This window comes from Aeromonas sp. ASNIH2 (assembly GCF_002934795.1).
In the GTDB taxonomy this organism is placed as follows: Bacteria; Pseudomonadota; Gammaproteobacteria; order Enterobacterales; family Aeromonadaceae; genus Aeromonas; species Aeromonas caviae.
Window position 1 is genome coordinate 3,241,216 of the sequence record NZ_CP026406.1, and the last position, 16,160, is coordinate 3,257,375.

At 60.4% G+C, this 16,160-nt stretch carries 24 protein-coding genes; 5 read left to right on the plus strand and 19 right to left on the minus strand.

What is annotated here, in order from left to right:
- Positions 1-5 precede the first annotated feature (5 nt).
- The 3 genes from gpM to C3F36_RS15475 are packed head-to-tail and all read right to left on the minus strand — an operon-like array spanning position 6 to position 2,585.
- The gene (gpM, locus tag C3F36_RS15465) at positions 6-689 is read right to left on the minus strand and encodes a phage terminase small subunit (protein WP_104455382.1); all 684 of its coding nucleotides are present in this window, start codon (positions 687-689) and stop codon (positions 6-8) included.
- 9 nt (positions 690-698) lie between these two features.
- Positions 699-1,751: a phage major capsid protein, P2 family gene (locus tag C3F36_RS15470; protein ID WP_104455383.1), complete on the minus strand. Its 1,053-nt coding sequence runs from the start codon at positions 1,749-1,751 to the stop codon at positions 699-701.
- A 12-nt stretch (positions 1,752-1,763) separates the two neighbouring features.
- The gene (locus C3F36_RS15475; protein WP_104455384.1) at positions 1,764-2,585 is read right to left on the minus strand and encodes a GPO family capsid scaffolding protein; all 822 of its coding nucleotides are present in this window, start codon (positions 2,583-2,585) and stop codon (positions 1,764-1,766) included.
- Positions 2,586-2,734: 149 nt separating this feature from the next.
- Here C3F36_RS15475 and C3F36_RS15480 point away from each other — a divergent pair, with 149 nt between their 5' ends.
- Both C3F36_RS15480 and C3F36_RS15485 read left to right on the plus strand, forming a co-directional pair.
- Positions 2,735-4,501, plus strand: coding sequence for a terminase ATPase subunit family protein (locus C3F36_RS15480; protein WP_104455385.1), 1,767 nt, complete (start codon positions 2,735-2,737; stop codon positions 4,499-4,501).
- A complete protein-coding gene (locus C3F36_RS15485) occupies positions 4,501-5,574 on the plus strand; it encodes a phage portal protein (protein ID WP_199769605.1) in 1,074 nt (357 codons plus the stop codon). Before C3F36_RS15480 ends, C3F36_RS15485 begins: the two co-directional genes overlap by 1 nt.
- Positions 5,575-5,965: 391 nt before the next feature.
- Here the strand turns inward: C3F36_RS15485 and C3F36_RS15490 are convergent, their stop codons facing one another.
- From C3F36_RS15490 to C3F36_RS15560, 15 genes are all read right to left on the minus strand, one after another.
- On the minus strand, positions 5,966-6,601 hold the full coding sequence (locus C3F36_RS15490) for a hypothetical protein (RefSeq protein ID WP_104455387.1): 636 nt from the start codon (positions 6,599-6,601) through the stop codon (positions 5,966-5,968).
- A 110-nt stretch (positions 6,602-6,711) separates the two neighbouring features.
- Positions 6,712-7,053 carry a hypothetical protein gene (locus C3F36_RS15495; RefSeq protein WP_104455388.1) on the minus strand — a complete coding sequence of 114 codons (342 nt, stop codon included), beginning with the start codon at positions 7,051-7,053 and terminating at the stop codon, positions 6,712-6,714.
- A complete protein-coding gene (locus C3F36_RS15500) occupies positions 7,050-7,400 on the minus strand; it encodes a hypothetical protein (RefSeq protein ID WP_104455389.1) in 351 nt (116 codons plus the stop codon). The genes C3F36_RS15495 and C3F36_RS15500 overlap by 4 nt, the downstream gene beginning before the upstream one ends.
- Complete coding sequence (locus C3F36_RS15505) at positions 7,393-7,713, minus strand: DUF7415 domain-containing protein (protein WP_104455390.1); 321 nt, start codon at positions 7,711-7,713, stop codon at positions 7,393-7,395. The genes C3F36_RS15500 and C3F36_RS15505 overlap by 8 nt, the downstream gene beginning before the upstream one ends.
- A complete protein-coding gene (locus tag C3F36_RS15510) occupies positions 7,710-8,300 on the minus strand; it encodes a 3'-5' exonuclease (protein WP_199769606.1) in 591 nt (196 codons plus the stop codon). The genes C3F36_RS15505 and C3F36_RS15510 overlap by 4 nt, the downstream gene beginning before the upstream one ends.
- Positions 8,301-8,322: 22 nt before the next feature.
- Entirely contained in the window at positions 8,323-10,710 is a 2,388-nt protein-coding gene (locus C3F36_RS15515; protein WP_104455392.1) for a replication endonuclease, read from the minus strand.
- Positions 10,707-11,147 (minus strand): hypothetical protein, encoded by a 441-nt coding sequence (locus C3F36_RS15520; RefSeq protein ID WP_233759660.1) that lies wholly within the window; start codon positions 11,145-11,147, stop codon positions 10,707-10,709. Before C3F36_RS15520 ends, C3F36_RS15515 begins: the two co-directional genes overlap by 4 nt.
- The gene (locus C3F36_RS15525) at positions 11,147-11,353 is read right to left on the minus strand and encodes a hypothetical protein (RefSeq protein WP_104455393.1); all 207 of its coding nucleotides are present in this window, start codon (positions 11,351-11,353) and stop codon (positions 11,147-11,149) included. Before C3F36_RS15525 ends, C3F36_RS15520 begins: the two co-directional genes overlap by 1 nt.
- On the minus strand, positions 11,350-11,667 hold the full coding sequence (locus C3F36_RS15530) for a hypothetical protein (protein WP_104455394.1): 318 nt from the start codon (positions 11,665-11,667) through the stop codon (positions 11,350-11,352). Before C3F36_RS15530 ends, C3F36_RS15525 begins: the two co-directional genes overlap by 4 nt.
- Positions 11,664-11,963 (minus strand): hypothetical protein, encoded by a 300-nt coding sequence (locus tag C3F36_RS15535; RefSeq protein WP_104455395.1) that lies wholly within the window; start codon positions 11,961-11,963, stop codon positions 11,664-11,666. The genes C3F36_RS15530 and C3F36_RS15535 overlap by 4 nt, the downstream gene beginning before the upstream one ends.
- Before the next feature lie 63 nt (positions 11,964-12,026).
- The gene (locus tag C3F36_RS15540) at positions 12,027-12,470 is read right to left on the minus strand and encodes a hypothetical protein (protein ID WP_104455396.1); all 444 of its coding nucleotides are present in this window, start codon (positions 12,468-12,470) and stop codon (positions 12,027-12,029) included.
- A 15-nt stretch (positions 12,471-12,485) separates the two neighbouring features.
- On the minus strand, positions 12,486-12,704 hold the full coding sequence (locus C3F36_RS15545) for a hypothetical protein (protein ID WP_104455397.1): 219 nt from the start codon (positions 12,702-12,704) through the stop codon (positions 12,486-12,488).
- Positions 12,701-12,958: an ogr/Delta-like zinc finger family protein gene (locus tag C3F36_RS15550; protein ID WP_104455398.1), complete on the minus strand. Its 258-nt coding sequence runs from the start codon at positions 12,956-12,958 to the stop codon at positions 12,701-12,703. The genes C3F36_RS15545 and C3F36_RS15550 overlap by 4 nt, the downstream gene beginning before the upstream one ends.
- Positions 12,959-12,969: 11 nt before the next feature.
- Positions 12,970-13,485, minus strand: coding sequence for a phage regulatory CII family protein (locus C3F36_RS15555; protein WP_104455399.1), 516 nt, complete (start codon positions 13,483-13,485; stop codon positions 12,970-12,972).
- A gap of 33 nt (positions 13,486-13,518) precedes the next feature.
- Positions 13,519-13,932, minus strand: coding sequence for a hypothetical protein (locus C3F36_RS15560; RefSeq protein ID WP_158656128.1), 414 nt, complete (start codon positions 13,930-13,932; stop codon positions 13,519-13,521).
- 447 nt (positions 13,933-14,379) lie between these two features.
- Between C3F36_RS15560 and C3F36_RS15565 the strand changes: the two genes are divergently transcribed.
- Together C3F36_RS15565 and C3F36_RS15570 are read left to right on the plus strand one after the other, a co-directional pair.
- Positions 14,380-14,838, plus strand: coding sequence for a S24 family peptidase (locus C3F36_RS15565; RefSeq protein WP_233759661.1), 459 nt, complete (start codon positions 14,380-14,382; stop codon positions 14,836-14,838).
- Positions 14,839-14,856: 18 nt separating this feature from the next.
- On the plus strand, positions 14,857-15,471 hold the full coding sequence (locus C3F36_RS15570; protein ID WP_104455400.1) for a BRCT domain-containing protein: 615 nt from the start codon (positions 14,857-14,859) through the stop codon (positions 15,469-15,471).
- Positions 15,472-15,476: 5 nt separating this feature from the next.
- On the opposite strand, the gene C3F36_RS15575 is transcribed toward C3F36_RS15570, so the two are convergent.
- Positions 15,477-15,719, minus strand: a complete 243-nt coding sequence (locus C3F36_RS15575) for a hypothetical protein (protein ID WP_158656130.1) — start codon at positions 15,717-15,719, stop codon at positions 15,477-15,479.
- Here C3F36_RS15575 and C3F36_RS15580 point away from each other — a divergent pair, their 5' ends adjacent.
- Positions 15,720-16,160 (plus strand): hypothetical protein, encoded by a 441-nt coding sequence (locus C3F36_RS15580; RefSeq protein ID WP_104455402.1) that lies wholly within the window; start codon positions 15,720-15,722, stop codon positions 16,158-16,160.

Genomic DNA, 16,160 nt, shown 5'->3' on the forward strand with positions numbered 1-16,160 from the left:
CTCGGTTAGCTGCCGCCGCCTTGGGCGTCGGGCTGCTGTTCTTTTTTCAGTTCACGCTCGAGCACTTCGAGCTCTTTCTTGATGCCGACCTTGTCGTGTAGTTCGATGGCGCGGCGGTAGTGCTCGGCGGCTAGTTGCTTGCGCCCATCGGCGAGGCAGGCGCGCCCTACTGCCTTGAGCAGCTTGGCGCGCACCTGGTCGAAGATGTCGCTACCGTGCAGCAGGGCCATGTATTGGCCTAGCAACGACGTTGATGGACCCGCGGCGGCTTCTTGTTGTTTGATGGCGGTGTCGGCGACCTCTTCGGCGATCATGGTGGCGGCCGTGCGCTCGTAGCGATCGGGGGTACTGAGCCCATGGCGGATCACGTAGGACGCCATGGGTAGGGCACCTTCCAGATCGCCGGTGTCGAGGGTCCAGAGCATGATGGTCACAAGGACGTCATCTTGGCCGCCGCGATTAGCGGCAAGCAGTCCGTCAATCCACGGCTTGTAGACCGGCAGCATGGTGCGCTTGGCGTCGATCTTGCGCTCGATGCTCTGGATGCCCTTGAGGGTGCGGCGGTGTTCGGCCAGCTGCATCAGCTGCAGCTCGTAGGCATTGGCGCGTTGTTGGTCGAACTGAGGATTGGCCGCCCCTTGCAGGGCGGCCAGTTTGCGTTCGCGGTTGCGACGGGCAGGTGATGTCATGTCGCCCCCTTAACCGCCAGCGGCCGGTTTCGGCCCGATGACGATGTTTTCGATCAGGGCGACGCAGTCGTAATCCTCTACCACGTAGGCATCGTTGGAGCTTTCGTAGTTGACGATACGGTCGCGCTTGGGCTCTTCCTCGATGTGACGGCGGCGGGCGCCTTCCTGCCAGTAGATGGACAGGTTTTCCAGCGTGGTGATCAGCATGGCGTCATCCGGGAAGAAGGGGACGCGCACGGCTTTGAGGCCGCCAATCTGCTTCTGGCTCACCAGCACCTGACCGGCCAGCTTGTCCTGGTTGTTGTCGGCGTTATTGATGATGGGGAAGTATTTGTCGGCCAGCAGTTTGCGACCGCAGATGACCACCAGATCGGTGTCGTCTTGATACCAGGGGGCGATAGCCTCGTTAACGGCATCGAACACCAGGGCGTCGAGGTTGTGGTAGTCCCCTTCTTTGGTGTCGGCCTCCCCCTTCGGTTGGTAGATGTAGATCTTGCCGGAGCCTTCGGTACCTTCATCCATCACTTTGGCCGGTGCATCCACACGGATGTGTTGCAGCCAGCCTATGTTGACGTCTTCCAGCATGGGGTGGGTGGTGCGGTTGGTATCTGCCGCCACGCTGGTGCCGTGCCAGCCAATCATGATGCGGTCGAGCCCCTGGCGTTTGAGGATAGCGTCGCGGATGCGGGTCTGGAAGTCGGGGAACTTGGCCCAGATATCCAGCTTGTTGTAACCCAGACTGGTGTCGTAGTTGGTCTTTGCGCACTCGTAGTCATGCGGATAGAGGGCGCTCGGGTCATTGGGCTCGCGGTCTTTGTCGCTGGTATTGGTGCGGCCAGCGATGGTGCTGCCGATACCGATACCGACCTTTTGCCCCTTCATATCCGGTACCGGGATGACGTTGATCATTTGCAGGAATTCGACCGACTCCTGCATTTTGGTTTCCAGGGTCTGCTGGACGCTGGGCTGCACGTTGAACTGCACCATGGCGCTGGTGATGGCGTTGAGTTTGGCCAGCTGGCCGGTGAACGCGTTGAACTTCTGGCGGGTTTCGTTACGCATTAGGCATGGTCCTTAGCAGTCGGTTTCGATGGTGGAGCCTTTGTCGCCGGTGGCGGGCTGGCGCTTGTGGCTGAAATCTTCCTGGCCTTCCAGCTTGGCGGTGAGGTCAGCCAGCGCTTTGGCGGTGGCTTCCTGCTGGCTGGTCAGTTCGGTGATGGTGGCGGCCTGTGCGGTGAACTTCTTCTGCAGGGCTGCGTCGATGGTGGTCACTTCTTTGGCCACGGCTTCGACGGCCTGATGCACGTCACCGATATCCGCGGTGGATTGCTTTTTGTGGCTGCTGAATATGGATGTGATGCGCTCGGCCAGGGTGGGGCCTTTGTCGGCTTCGTCTTCGAATTCGATGACGGTTTCCAGCGCTTCGGTGAACAGGCATTCCTTGTACTGCTTGCGCTCGGCCAGCGGGTTGGTCGATGCCTTGCTGCAGAACTGGAGCATTTCGGTGCCGAGACTGGCCGGGCTGTCGGTAACGGCCAGCCCCATCAGGTAGGCGCCTTTCTCGTTCAGGTTGGGGTGAATTTCGACAGAGGTGAACACCTTCTGACGCTTCTTGTTCAGTTCGACCAGTTCAGGGGTTGGGTCGATTTGCACGAACAGGGCCAGGCGCTTTTCACCTTCCATATCGACCTCTTCGGTCTTGGCGGCGGTGATGTCGCCGTACATCTTGAACTGACCGGTCGGGTCATAGCCCCGGATGTGTTCCATATTGACCCGGGCGCCATAGGTGGACTGGTTATAGCGCTTGGCCATCTGTTCAATCCATTCGCGGGTGATGGTGCGGCCATCGGTCGTGCCCCCTTCGACGGCAACACGGAAAAATTTGGACTTAGCCATGAGCTGGGATCCCTTTTGTGATTGGGTGGTGATGTCGCGGTTATGGTCTTGGTGACAGGCGGGATCGTGCAATCGGCGGCCAGTGTGTACGGCGCTGGCACACTGGCGCGGTGGAGTTTGGAGCGGTAGCGGCTGGGTAGACTGGCGCCATGACGACAGCACCCTTACTTTTCCCCCATATCGAACCCAGACGGCAGGCCATGCACCTGTTCTTTCAGGGCTACCCGCTCCGCGCCATTGCTGAATTGCTGCAGACGCCGGAGGGGACAGTCTCGACCTGGAAGAAGCGCGACGGCTGGGATGACATCAAACCCATTGACCGGGTCGACTTCGCCATTGAGGCGCGGATGTGCCAGTTGATCGCCAAGGATGTGAAGAGCGGCGGCGACTTCAAGGAGATTGACCTGCTTGGCAGGCAGTTGGAGCGCATCGCCCGGGTCAACAAATACAGCAATGGCGGCAATGAAACCGACCTCAATCCCAAGGTGGCGAACCGCAACAAGGGGCCGAAGAAGGCGCCCGAGCGCAATGTGGTAGAGCCCGAGCAGCAAGAGCGGTTAATCGAGCGGTTCGAGTCGACCATGTTTGGCTATCAACGCACCTGGTACGAAGCTGGCAAGCTGCACCGGATCCGCGATCTGCTCAAGTCGCGCCAGATTGGGGCCACTTACTTCTTTGCCTTCGAGGCGTTCATTGATGCCCTGGTGACCGGGCGTAATCAGATTTTCTTGTCTGCCAGCAAGGCGCAGGCCCATGTGTTCAAGCAGTACATCATCCAGTTTGCCAAGGAGGAGGGGGTTGAGCTGAAAGGTGACCCCATGGTGCTGCCGAACGGGGCGCACATGTATTTTCTTGGTACCAACGCCCGCACCGCCCAGAGTTACCACGGCAACATCTACATGGATGAGTATTTCTGGATCCATGGCTTTCTTGAGTTCCGCAAGGTGGCCTCTGGTATGGCGATGCACAAGAAGTGGCGCCAGACCTACATTTCCACCCCGTCCAGCCTCTCCCATCCCGCCTATGCGTTCTGGTCCGGCGCCAATTTCAACCGGGGCAAGGCCAAGGCCGACCGGGTCGAGATAGATCTGAGTCACGCCAATCTGTCTGGCGGCAAGCTCTGTGCCGATGGCCAATGGCGGCAGATTGTCACTGTCGAGGATGCGGTGCTCGGCGGCTGCGACCTGTTCGATCTGGAGCAGCTGCGTAGTGAGTATTCCGATGATGAATACAGCAACCTGCTGATGTGCGAGTTCATGGACGACACGGCCAGCGTGTTCCCGCTCGCTACCCTGCAGCGTTGTATGGTCGACAGCTGGGAGTTGTGGGAGGACTACAAACCTCACGCATTGCGTCCACTTGGCAACCGCGCTGTGTGGATCGGTTATGACCCGGCCAAGGGCGGTAAGGGTGATAGCGCGGGCTGCGCCGTGCTGGCCCCGCCGGCTGCACCGGGCGGCAAGTTCCGGGTGCTGGAGCGCCACCGCTGGAGCGGGATGGACTTTGATGCGCAGGCTAAGGCCATCCGGGCCATGTGCGATCGCTACAACGTTACCTATATCGGCATCGACTCAACGGGTATCGGGGAGGGCGTTTTGCAATTGGTGCGCCAGTTCTATCCCGCGGTGACTGCAATTCAGTACAGCGCCAACGTAAAAATGCAGATGGTGATGAAGGCGCAGGATGTGATGAACAAGGGGCGGCTGGAGTTTGACAGCGGTTTTACTGACTTGGCCCAAGCGTTTATGAGTATCCGTCGAGGGTTAACGGCTAGCGGCAGGATGCCGACCTTTGAGGCCAGCCGCTCCGAGGAGATCAGCCACGCCGATATTGCCTGGGCAACGATGCAGGCCCTTTTACATGAGCCGCTGGCAGGTGCCAACGGTGCCAATACCAGTTCTATGGAGTTTTTCTAATGAGCAAACGCCGTACTCGTCGACCCTCTTCATCCCCCACGCCACCGGTGATGGCAACCCAACAACCCGGAAGATCCATGGAGGCATTCACCTTTGGCGAGCCGGTACCGGTTTTATCGCAGCGGGAGGTATTCGATTACCTGGAGTCAATGCACAACGGCCGCTGGTATGAGCCGCCGCTCTCCCTCAACGGGCTATCACGGGTCTATCGGGCCGGGGTGCACCATGCCTCGGCCATCCAGGTGAAGCGCAACATCCTGCGCTCGTGCTTTATCCCTCATCCGAAACTGAGCCTGGCAGGCTTTACCGGGCTGGCACTGGACTATCTGATTTTTGGCAACGGCTACCTGCAGGCGGTGCAGAACCGGATCGGCGGGGTGCTGCGCTATGACCATCTGCGCGCCAAGTACACCCGGCGCGGGCTGGATCTGAACCAGTATTGGTGGATTGCCCAACCCGGCCAGGAGCAGGAGCTGCCTGCAGGTCGGGTGGGACACGTGATGGAGAGCGACATCAACCAGGAGATCTACGGCATCCCCGACTATGTGGGCGGGTTGAATTCGACCCTGCTGAACGAGTCAGCCACCCTGTTTCGTCGCCGGTACTATGAGAACGGCAGCCATGCCGGCTTCATCATGCACATCACCGACCCAACGCAGAACGAGCAGGATATCAAGGACCTTAAAGAGGCGCTGCGCCAGAGCAAGGGGCCCGGCAACTTCCGCAACCTGCTGCTCTACACGCCTGGCGGCAGCAAGGACGGGGTGAAGTTGATCCCGGTGGCCGAGGTGGCGGCCAAGGATGACTTCTTGAGCATCAAGAACGTGAGCCGGGATGACCAGCTGGCCACTCATCGGGTACCGCCCCAGCTGATGGGGGTGATGCCGAACAGCACTGGCGGGTTTGGCAATGTGACGGAGGCTGCCCAGGTGTTCGACGTCAACGAGATCGACAGCATCAAGGCCAGCCTGCTGGCGATGAACGACTGGGCAGGGGAGGAGATCATCAGGTTCAATCCGTACAAGCTCGCCGCCGGTACCGAACCGGCCAGCCAGGGTGATCAGCGGCGCTGACCCGGCCAGCCCATCCCGACAACCCCGCCATCATGCGGGGTTTTCTTTTGCCCTGTCACTGGCCAGGCAGCACCTGACCGGCCAAAGTTCAGGCATTGCCTCAGTCACCCCACGCATACGTACACTAGCGGCTTGCTGTGCGATCGCGCTTCAAACCCACGCAGCCCGCAAGGCCGGATCCAGCACGTGCGCCCTGCGCTCGCTGGCGTGGCCGACTGGGGGGTTGGGACCCTGCCGCGCAGCGAGAGCGCGCCGCAAGACCCCGCCTCGCCTGCCCGCTTTATGTGTGGAAAATCATGCAGGTGAACGACTGTGGTCGGGAAACGGCTCCCCGCGCCAGCGCTGGCCGCGCGCGGGATTCTAGATCCTCTCCGCGATCCTTCACTTTCCGTCAGATCCTTTCATCTGACGGCGGAGTGTGTCCGAAGCGTATTGCCATGGATCTCTGTGTCGAGGAGAGAGCAGGCCAGATGGTATGAACGTGACTTAGCTTCATGGCGGAAAGGTCTTGCTGGTACTTATCCCGCTTGAGATTGACCTTGAAGAAAGATGGGCTGTGGTCGATTTTGTGACACTGGAGCCGCCACAGCACGATGAATGCGTACTTTGGGGTTAGATAATGGTTCTTTCTGTAGTAATCGAGAGCACCTATCAGTCGCTCATCGTTCTCTGCTTTGGCCAGGGTCTCCAGTGACTTAATGCAAGATTGCTGATGCATTTGTTGCGTTAGTCGTGCCAGCTTTTTCTTGGCATCGCTCGCTGAGAGCCTGCGACCATTTTCGAAAACTGAGAGGCCAAACTTCAGGATGCAGTGGGAACCAACCCATAGGGTGTTCCCTGTAAGGCTGTTTCGAATCTCGAAGTGATAACGCAGCGACTCTTGCTCACATAGTTGGCAGGTTTCTATGGGTTGCTCATGATCTTCTGTGTGCTCGGTGAACGTCCATTCTTCGAATGCCTCTGGCAACGTACTTCCAACAGACAATGGAAGGATGTTGTCACGAACTCTTTGCGGATAAGTGCTCATTATTTTCCCCTTAAGCATGACCCTCGGCCATGGTACTCGCCGCAATGTGACCGGCCAATCCTATGACTTTGTGACCGGTCACACTTCACTGACTTTTATAATGTGCTCGGTTACAGCGTGATGGTTTTATCCCCGGCGGTGTGCCAGCACTCTTGCTGCCCTTTGAATGCACCGCCGCATCCAGCAGGCAGAGCGCATTCGCAGTTCGGGCAGGTCTGCGCGGCCAGCTCTGCTTGTTGTTGCTGCCAGCGTTCCCAGTCGCGGCGCAGCAGGGTACTGATGTACTCGTCGGCGCTGTAGGGCTCGCCGGATCCGGCGCGCGCCCGGCATAGGTGCTCAAGTTGCTCGCGCTCACGGGTGGAGAGGGCTACTTCGACCCGCTTGATGCCGAGTGCGGCCTGCCTCGCACGCTGGGCCTGTTTTCGATCCTTCGCCTCCTTTGGTTTGCTCATACAGCCCTCCTTCTGGTAAACGCCCCCTGTCGCGCCCGGGTGGCCTTCCATACCTGCTTGGGAGCTGGGCCGACAGGCAGCACCCGCTTTGCCTTCTTGGGTGGGGTGATGGTGTCCAGCTCGCCCTGGTAGAAGGGGAACCAGGCATCCTCGAACCGGATGACCCGCTCCATGCGGTCGAGCAGCAGATCACAGATATGACGGTCAGTGGCCGGCATGCTGTCGAGCGTGCTGGTGATAGCGGCACGACCCGCCGATCCCGGCGGGTGCTGCTTGATGGTGGACCAAAGCTGCTGGCAGAGTGGCAGCAGGCGTTCGACGTCGCCGCGGCTGATGATGTCAGTCACGCAGCACCCCCACATCGACCCGGATATTGTTGAGCGCGCCCTCGACCATGTCGCTGAACGATGACCACTCTGCCGGCCCGCAGTCTCTGAGTTCCTGTGCCTGTGCAACCAGCGCAGCAGCCAGCATCTCAATGTGTTGCATTGATGGCTTCGAGCTATCTGCCTCTGGTGCCTGTATCCCGAATACCACAAAGCTTTGCTTCTGGCCCTTTGGATCGCGGCTCATTGACAGACCCAGCGGGTGCAGAATCTCGCGGTTGATGCGAACGATAAGGCCCAGTTCGCTGGCCTGATTCCAGTTGATAGTTTTCATGCCGCACCCCCTACCATGCCGCAGCTGTTGATCGCTGCCTGCATCCGCTGATAGATGGCGCCGACATAGCGGGCCTGATGCTTGGCGTCGTCCAGCGCGCGATGGGCCACACCCTCGAATGGCATGTCTTTCTTAGGGTCAAAGCCCAGAAGGTCACGCCCCATATCAACAACGGTGCGCACATCCCGATCCTTAAATCCGTTCCAGTAGCCAATAAAACGCACTTTGTTCACCGCATCATAGGCGCTGGCCATGATGGTGCAGTCAAACCCAGCACCGTTACCCCATACACAGGGGCGCTTGCCTTCTTGCATCAGCCACTCCTGAAACTTTTGCAGTGCCTGGAGAAGCGCCATCCGCTTTTCGCCATCTACGTTATAGGCAATGGCCGCGCGTGCTTCATCACTCTGCCCCAGCCACCACAGCACGGTGTCAGGGTCTATCTCCCCAAACTTTGCGCTATCTCGTAGGTCGATATGCGCCTCAAACTCGGCGCCCAGCTCACCTGTCATCGGGTCAAAGAACACAGCTCCTATGGTGACGATGGCCGCGCGCGGGCCTTTGCCCATGGTTTCCAGATCCAGCATTACGTTTCTCATCTTCATTCCCTCAGTTAAAGCCCAGGCGCGCCCGCGCCTTGGCAATATCCGCCTGATGGCGGTCGTTGTCGGCTTGCATGCTCGCGACGCGGGCCTGCTCCTGTTCTGTGGGCTGGTAACTGGCCCGGTCCTCTTCGTCATCCAGCAGGCGGGTGAAGATGGCGACCGCCTCTTCGGCCTGGGCCAGCGGCAGGGCGGCCAGCCATTCCGTGACGTTGCCACCGGAGTGCATCAGCTCGCGGGCCTGCTGTTTCAGCGTGTTGCTGCTGGCGGCCCGGTTGCTGGCCTGCTCTGCCTCGACCTCGGCGGTCAGCTGGTCGGCCACCGCATCGCCAGCACCCGGCCAGTTGCGGGTCACAATCAGCCGATCGCCGACCAGTCGCACATATTGGCCGTCGGCGTGGATGATGCTGCCGTGCAGCAGCAGGGCGGCGTTGCTCTCATCAAGCCCCATTCGGGCCAGCTCTTTAGCCAGAGTGGATCCTCTAACCCCTGATTTGGATCCTTTCGTACAGTTATTGACAGAACTCCGAGGGGGGCGGCTGCCGCCGCCTGAGTGCAACTCGCTGCGCTCGCCCACTGCAGGCTCGCGCTGCTCGCCCAAACCCGACCCGTTGACCCCCTTGCGCACTATCTGCCAGCCCTCGGTGCGGGTGACGGCGGTGGTCATGCCGATGTCGGTGATCACCCCCATCAGGCGCAGCACATCCTCGCCATACTTGTTGGCGGCTTCATCGAGGCGCTTGGAGAGGCGGATCAGGTGCTCTTTGCGGGGCAGGTCAATGCCGCCCATGGCGTTGATAAAGTCGCCCCAGCGGTTGTTGTCGGCGGCGGCGCGGGCGGCTTCCAGGATGCAATCCCACTCGATCACCTCGTCCCCCAGGCGGCGCAGTTCGCGCCATACGCTCACGGCAGGGCCGCCTATCTGCTGAAACTGGCGTATACGCCAACAGCTCGCCCAGGCCGCGACCGCGATGGTGGTGTGGTCGACCGGGGCCTCGGCCTCGTAATCCATCCCGACCTTGTGGCCGTCGATGTTCTTGGCGATGTACTTGGCGATGTAGCCGGTGGCGCTGCCCTGGGTTGGGTCGATCTCCTTCCAATTCACCCGGGGGTTGATGGCCTTGACCACCGCCGGGCTGCTCACATCGAGCAGCCTCTTGATGCGCGGCATCTTGTTGCGGATTTTCATCTCGGCCAGCGCATCGAGCTGGTCGCCGTTGGGCATCTTGAGCTCTGCCCGTTCGGCGGCGGTGAAGTGGTAGGCAAGCAGGGTCAGAAAGTCGCGTTGGTGCTCGGGGTTGATAAACAGCAGGCAATGCCAGTGCGGGGTGCCATCGTGGTGCGGTTCCACCACCCGAAAACCGAAGGCCATGATCCCCTCGCGGGCCAAGGCGGCACGAAAGCGGGCCCACTGTTTGCACAGCAGGCGGTTGGTCTCGGTCGGGCAGGCGCCGTTGAACTTCTCATTCTGGTAGGTCTTCGCCTTGTCTTTGCTGCCCTGGCGCCAGGCGTGATAGCTGGAGGGGGCGGTCAGCGTCAGGAACAAGCCCAGTTTGCCCTGCTCCTGTGCCATGTCTTCAAAGCCCCGCATGCGCACCATCAGCTCATGACGGCGGATCTCGGGGTTGGCGACCGAGCCCATCACCGCATCGACCAGGTCAATCTCTTGCCCCAGCTCTTCGTTGACGGCGCTCATGCCAGCCATCCAGGCTTGCTGGGCTGCTTTACGCTGGGTGAACTCACGCACGGCGTGCGCACTGGCGTAGGGGCTGACCCCCTTGCGCACCTGTCCGGTGAGGATGGCAATCAGCTCGCAGTAGATGGCCCAGGCGCGGTTGATCTTGCGCAGCCACCACGACTCGTCGAGCAGGCGCACCAGCAGGCTGGCGGCGGCCCCTTCGAACTTGTCCACCTCGTCAGCCAGATCATCCCGCTCTTTCTGGCTCAGAGGGCGGCGCAGCAGGCGCTCCACCTTGGTACGCGGGTGAATGGGGAGGGGAGGGCAGAAGTGCCACGCCTTGGCCTGGGCCCCGATATCGGCCAGCAGCTCCGTGGCGGTGCGCTCATGGCCCGCCGCCGCCAGCAGTTGCTGGCAGCGACGGGCCCACTCGGCGGCAACCAGCTCGCGGCGCACGTCGTTGCGCAGGTCGATCACCGGTACCGGGAACCGGCTCTGTGCGGCGGCGCAGGCGTCGACCATGCGGCGCAGCCAGATGTTGGCGGTCTTGGGATTGGCCGGGTAGCGGCGCAGGAAGGTCGCGGCCAGCGGCTTGGCAACGTGCCACTCGATGCGGGCCAGTTGTTCGGCCGCCCCGGCCATGTTGATGGCGTGGTGCCCGACCAGGTAGTGCTGGGGGAGTTGGATGCCGTGCAGGTTGGTGATGGCGTCCATCATTTACACACCCCGCACTTGCCGTTCACATACTCGTTGGGTTGCAGGTACCGGCCGCAGGTGGAGCAGGTCGGTACCATGTCGAGGGTGGCGAGCCGATCAGACCAGCAGGTGGACTCGCAGAAAAACAGACTGGTCATGCGGTTGCCGGAGAGGATGACCGGGCGCACATGGCCGAACTCGCCGCAACAACTGCAGCGCATTGAGGGGCGGGCGTTGGCCGGGACGGTCTTCACCACGGTTTCACTGGCGGCGCGGGCCAGCGGCCAGCAGGTTTCGACGCAGTAGGGGTAAGAGCGGCGACCGTGTCGGCCCGCAACCGGCAGACAAACCGCCATCTGGCGGCACTTGGTGCAGGGCTCCAGCGTCACGATATGGCTGTTTGCAGGGCGCGCGATGCCCAAAGCCGGGGCAAGCCCGGCTGGTTTTTGGTGAGTCATTAGATGGCGCCTCCGTTGTATGACTGGCGCAGACGGGCGGCAGATTGGCGTTCGCAACGGCGGGCAGAGCGCACCATGACCAGCAGGGTTTTGATATATCGGTGGGGGCGGCAGGGACGGCGACGGGCATCCAGTAATTCGAGTTGGTATTCCCGGCGGCGCGCCGCGTCGCTCAACATGGCATCGAGCCAGAAGTCGTGGATCATTTGATGGTCTCCCCCAGTCCGTGGAGTGGCTCGCACTCGGCCCACCACTCGGCGATCTCTTTGGCCAGTGCGACTTCACCGCCACCCAGCGCCAGCCAATACACGGCGCGGATGGCGCCCAGGGCCAGCAACTCCTGGGCGATGTTGCGGTTTCGACGGGCATCACTGCCCGAGGTGTTGAACTCCTCCTGCGCTGCTTCCCAGTGCTTGGTCAGTGGGCTGACCGGTGCGGGCGGCTGCATATGGGCGGGTCCAGATTCGGCGCCACCCAGCTCATCGACCCGCGGCTCCAGCTCGAACATGTCGTCAGTCACAGGGCACCCCCTTGCAGCTCATGAGCAAAGGGCGGCTGGAATATCGCGGTGCTGTCTGGGCCGCTGGCCATGTCCACGCCGATGATGTGGGGGCGCTGGCCACCACGCAGGATCTCGAGGCGCTTGGTCAGCTCGGCGTAGATGTCGAGCAGGGCCAGCTCGTCGGCCAGTTCGGCCAGGGCTTCGAGGCTCGCCTCGACGGCGAGGCTGTGGCATGCCCCGAGCTGGGGACGGTGGGTATTGATGAGGCTGTTCGCGACTTTGCGGATCGCCTGTTCTGCTGTAAGATTGTTCATGAGGTTTTCCTCGCTGATTGATTGAAAGCCCCGCTGGTGCGCCAACACCGATAGCGGGGTTTTTTATTGGCCGCTTCCGGCCACCTTCTGCAAAACCGCTCTGCGGCTTTCCAACATGCCGGCCTGCTTGTTGAGCTCGGCCCGGCGCTTGTTCTCGTGTTCTGCCTGTTCCTGCTCGCTGCGGGTCGGCCCCTCAATACGGCGGGTGGTGCGGTGCCACTCGCGGCGGTGCAGCACGCCGCCATCAAACTCATGCAGGGTTGCCATCAGCTCACCCATGGCGAGGCGGATCGCCTCTTGTTGGTCAAAGTCGAACTGGTCCAGCTCGCGCCCGGCTTGGGTGGTCGACACCCCGGCGGCGTAACAGATGACGGCGCGGGCCCGGGTCGGCAGGCGTGACCAGCGGCTGGCCGCCCCATTGCGGCCGAACTGGGCGCGCATCTCTGCCAGCGCCACCTCTGCGGCGCTGGGCTGTTGAACGAGCTCGAAAATCTGTGCGGTGTTCATGGGGCGGCCCTCCGGTTATGCCTGCAGCAGCTTGGTCAGCCAGTGCGGGCGAGGTTGATGGCACGGCTGGAAGCGCAGCGCGCCACGGCGGCCCTGGCTGTCTTCCAGATAACTGCCGTCGAAACGGGTGGTGTTGCGCATCACCGGCTCGTCACCGCTGGTGACGACGGTGGCGCGGTTGAACAGCAAAAACGGCAGCGGGATCAGCCCCGGCTGCTCGGCGCGCAGTTTCATGCTGACTCCTTGAGCGGGACGCTCTTCGACATGGTTTTGTGGTTTTTGCCCACGCCCTTGCAGGACGGCAGCACGATGGCCGGATTGGGCATGGCGGATGGGCTGATGGTGCCGACGATTTCAAACGCCGCCTTGAAGGTGTGGCCGCAGTCGACATTGCTGCAGGCGTAATAGGCGTGGCCTGTCAGCGGGCTCATTTTGGTGGAGTTTCGGGTATTCGCGTGGTAACCGCAGTGGGGGCAAATCAATCTCATGGTCTGGTCTCCTATGCGCCGATGGCGGCGCGGGCCATATCAGCAGCGCACGCAAGGCTGGGGATGGCGTGAAAGCGGTCCTCGACCTCGGTAGCCAGCAACACAAGGTGCTCGATGCCTGCCCAGATGCCGGTGACGACGGTGTTTCGGTGTGACTTGGTGACGCGGTCACCGGCGAGGAGAGTGGTGGCCTGGGCCGTGACGCCCAGGATCTGGGCCCCTGCATTGAGCGCCTGCTGGGCGCGGGCCTCTGGGGCAACCTGGGCGGCATCCGGCAGACGAACGGCGGTCAGTTGGCAGTCAAACAGCATGCCATCAAACAGGGTGTCGTCGCCGGTGGCGTGGTAGAGGGCGATGAGATCGTGCGCAGTCAGGTTGTGCCGCTCACACGCCGGGTTGAATTTGTTGTGCAGCACGTGGTGTGACATGCCGATGGTTTCAGCCAATTGGCTGATATTGTGCGCCTGCTTGAACAGGTCGCAGGCCCCTGCAAAGTGGCTGTGTGAACGAGTGCGCTGGTTTGACACTTTATCCCCCTGTGCTCAATCGCTACCGTTAGGTCAAGCAGCAGCGCGCTGGCGCGACTTGCTGGTCGAATCCTTGGCCACACGACGACGGGAGTTCTCATGAACGAACTTGAAGTAGTGTTCCGGCTCCTTGGTCATCTCGCGCCAGCGGTGCAGATTGACCCATGGCTTATCGCCAGCACGCAGTTTGGGAACGATGGGCAGGCGCCCGTCGCTGATCATGTCCTGGGCGGTGCGCAGTGGCAGGTCGAACTTGAGTTCGTCCCGCAGCATGGTGAGGAAGGCGTCCAGCGGAATGGCCGGCAGCATGGTGAGCGCAAGGCTCTGTTTGATGGTTTCCAACTGGCGCAGCACTTCTGCCAGTGCGTCAACTTGCGGTTGAACCGCGTCACCTATCGGTGTGGCTTGCACCCCTAAAGGCTGTTTTTCGGTGTCACGTTGCGTCATACTGCGCCCCTATGCGTTTACTTTTTACCTGTAGACAGAAATGCACTCACGATTCCGACAATTGGTGTGCACTGCTGATTTTAAGTAAGAGTATCCGCTGATGCGATATCGCGCAACCTAAAAGTGTGAGTCTGTGATCAGGGGTGTAAATCTATGGAGATTCTTAACGGCACAGCCTTTGATTTGGAAGATTTTGCCAAGAGGATGAAACAACTGGTAGGTCGAGAGACTTATAGTTCATTTGGCCGGAGAGTCGGCGTGAGTGATGCGGTTGTCAGGAAATATTGTCTAGGTGAAACGATGCCCTCCATCGGGCTGGTTTCTCAAATCTGCGGGCACGAACCGCGGCTGTTCCTCTGGCTCTGCCTTGGTTTGGGAGAACAACCTGAACAGGCGACAGAGCACCCCGAAGTCCCCATCTATGCACGTGCAGCTCAGGGTGACGACGTGACTGGGCTCGCAGAATCCAGCGCTGCTTACCACCAGATGCAGGATTACACCCTGGTCGACTGCTACCAGGTGTTTGCGTCGGCCGGGTTCGGCGCCACCGTTTCCGACGAGCTGAAAACCGAGCCCATGGCGTTTCGCACCGACTGGCTCAAGAAAGAGGGGTTGGCACCGGAACGGCTGGCGGTTATCCGGGCCAAGGGCGACAGCATGGAGCCCACCATCAGCAATAACGACATCATCCTGGTGAACCTGTGCAACGGCGATGCCCTGCGCGATGGCCTCTATGTGCTGCGCATTGGCGACAGCCTGCTGGTGAAGCGGCTGCAATTCGATGTGCTCGGCGGGATCAAGGTCATCTCTGACAATCCTGGCTATGAAACCCAGGTGGTGACCAAGGACCAGCGGGCCGATGTGCATATCGTCGGCCGCGTGGCATGGGCAGGGAAGAAATTCTGATATAGCAGGAGGCTAACCGTGTTTGATCTGCATGCTTCTGAGTCAATCCGGTATCAGGGCACAGAAGTGCCAGTGTTCAATATTCTCTATTTGAACAATAAAGGCGTGCTCTCTGCCAAGAGAGTGGCGGTTTACCATATCAATCAAGATCGCAATCTTGCCTACGGTCATCAGGTCACTATTGCCGCAGACATTGAACCATTATCCGGTGAGTTCCCGACCTTTATCTCTCTGCGTACCGACCGAGTGATCGATGTGTTCGATACACATGAAGAGGCCGTTCAAGCATTTGAGAAGGCCGAGACGCTTTATGCTGACCGGATCCTGCAAATCAAATCTGACCCTGGCTATCACGGTCGCAAGTTGCCCCCGAAAGACTACTCCTTCAAGGTCTGCTTCACCGGGTTCGCCAAGGCCGACAAAGCCGAGTTAACCGAGCTGGCTGAGGCGGCTGGGATGAAGGTCGTTACCAGCGTATCGGCGTCACTCGATTTCCTCTGCTGCGGTGACAATGCTGGCTGGTCGAAGATGAAAAAGGCCAATGAGCTCGGAGTGCCATTGGTGCGCCACGAGCAAATCCGACTGCTAGTCGAGACCGGCGAACTGCCCGAGTCGTATACCGAGACTCAATGAGCGCATCAGCGCACGATGGCAGGGGTGATTTTTCGGCGCACCTCATCCAGTGCACCGGCCAGCGCTTCGGCCAGTGCTTCGGCCCCTTCCGGTTCGGCGAGGTTTGGAAGGTGAGTGCGCCAAAAGGCGCGGGCACGCACGGCGTCCAAGGATCCGTTGAGCTGCGACACGATATTGCGGCGCATGATGTCAGTCAGTTCATAGCGGCGTTGATGTTCCGACAATGACTCTCCTAATGAAGGCTTCATATGATCTCCAATATTGAACGGTTCGATCGCACGGTGGTGCTGGTATTGGCCGAGCTTTACGCTCGCTTTCCAGTGCGCAAGGCCTTGGTAGCCAGCAAGTTCATGCTAACCGATGACGGCCAGATAGCCGAAGCTCTTTCATCGCGCGAAGAAGCTGAATTGGACTCTAGAGATCCCTACTTTGAGCGCAAACAGTTTGCGTTTGAGTGTATGCATTGGCTGGTTGAGACGGGGTATCTCCACGGTGAGCCAAAGGCAGACGACGGCATTGCCGATGCGGTACTGACAGCCAAGGGGCTTGAGGTGCTAAAGGCCACCCCCGATAGCCTGCAAGAATCTCTTGGTGAGCGGATGCAGGAAGCTGCCAAGAGTGGCATGGGGGAAACGGCCAGGGTGCTGATAGGTCAAGTAGTGAGCCTTGGTGTGGGGTTGGTGACTTGA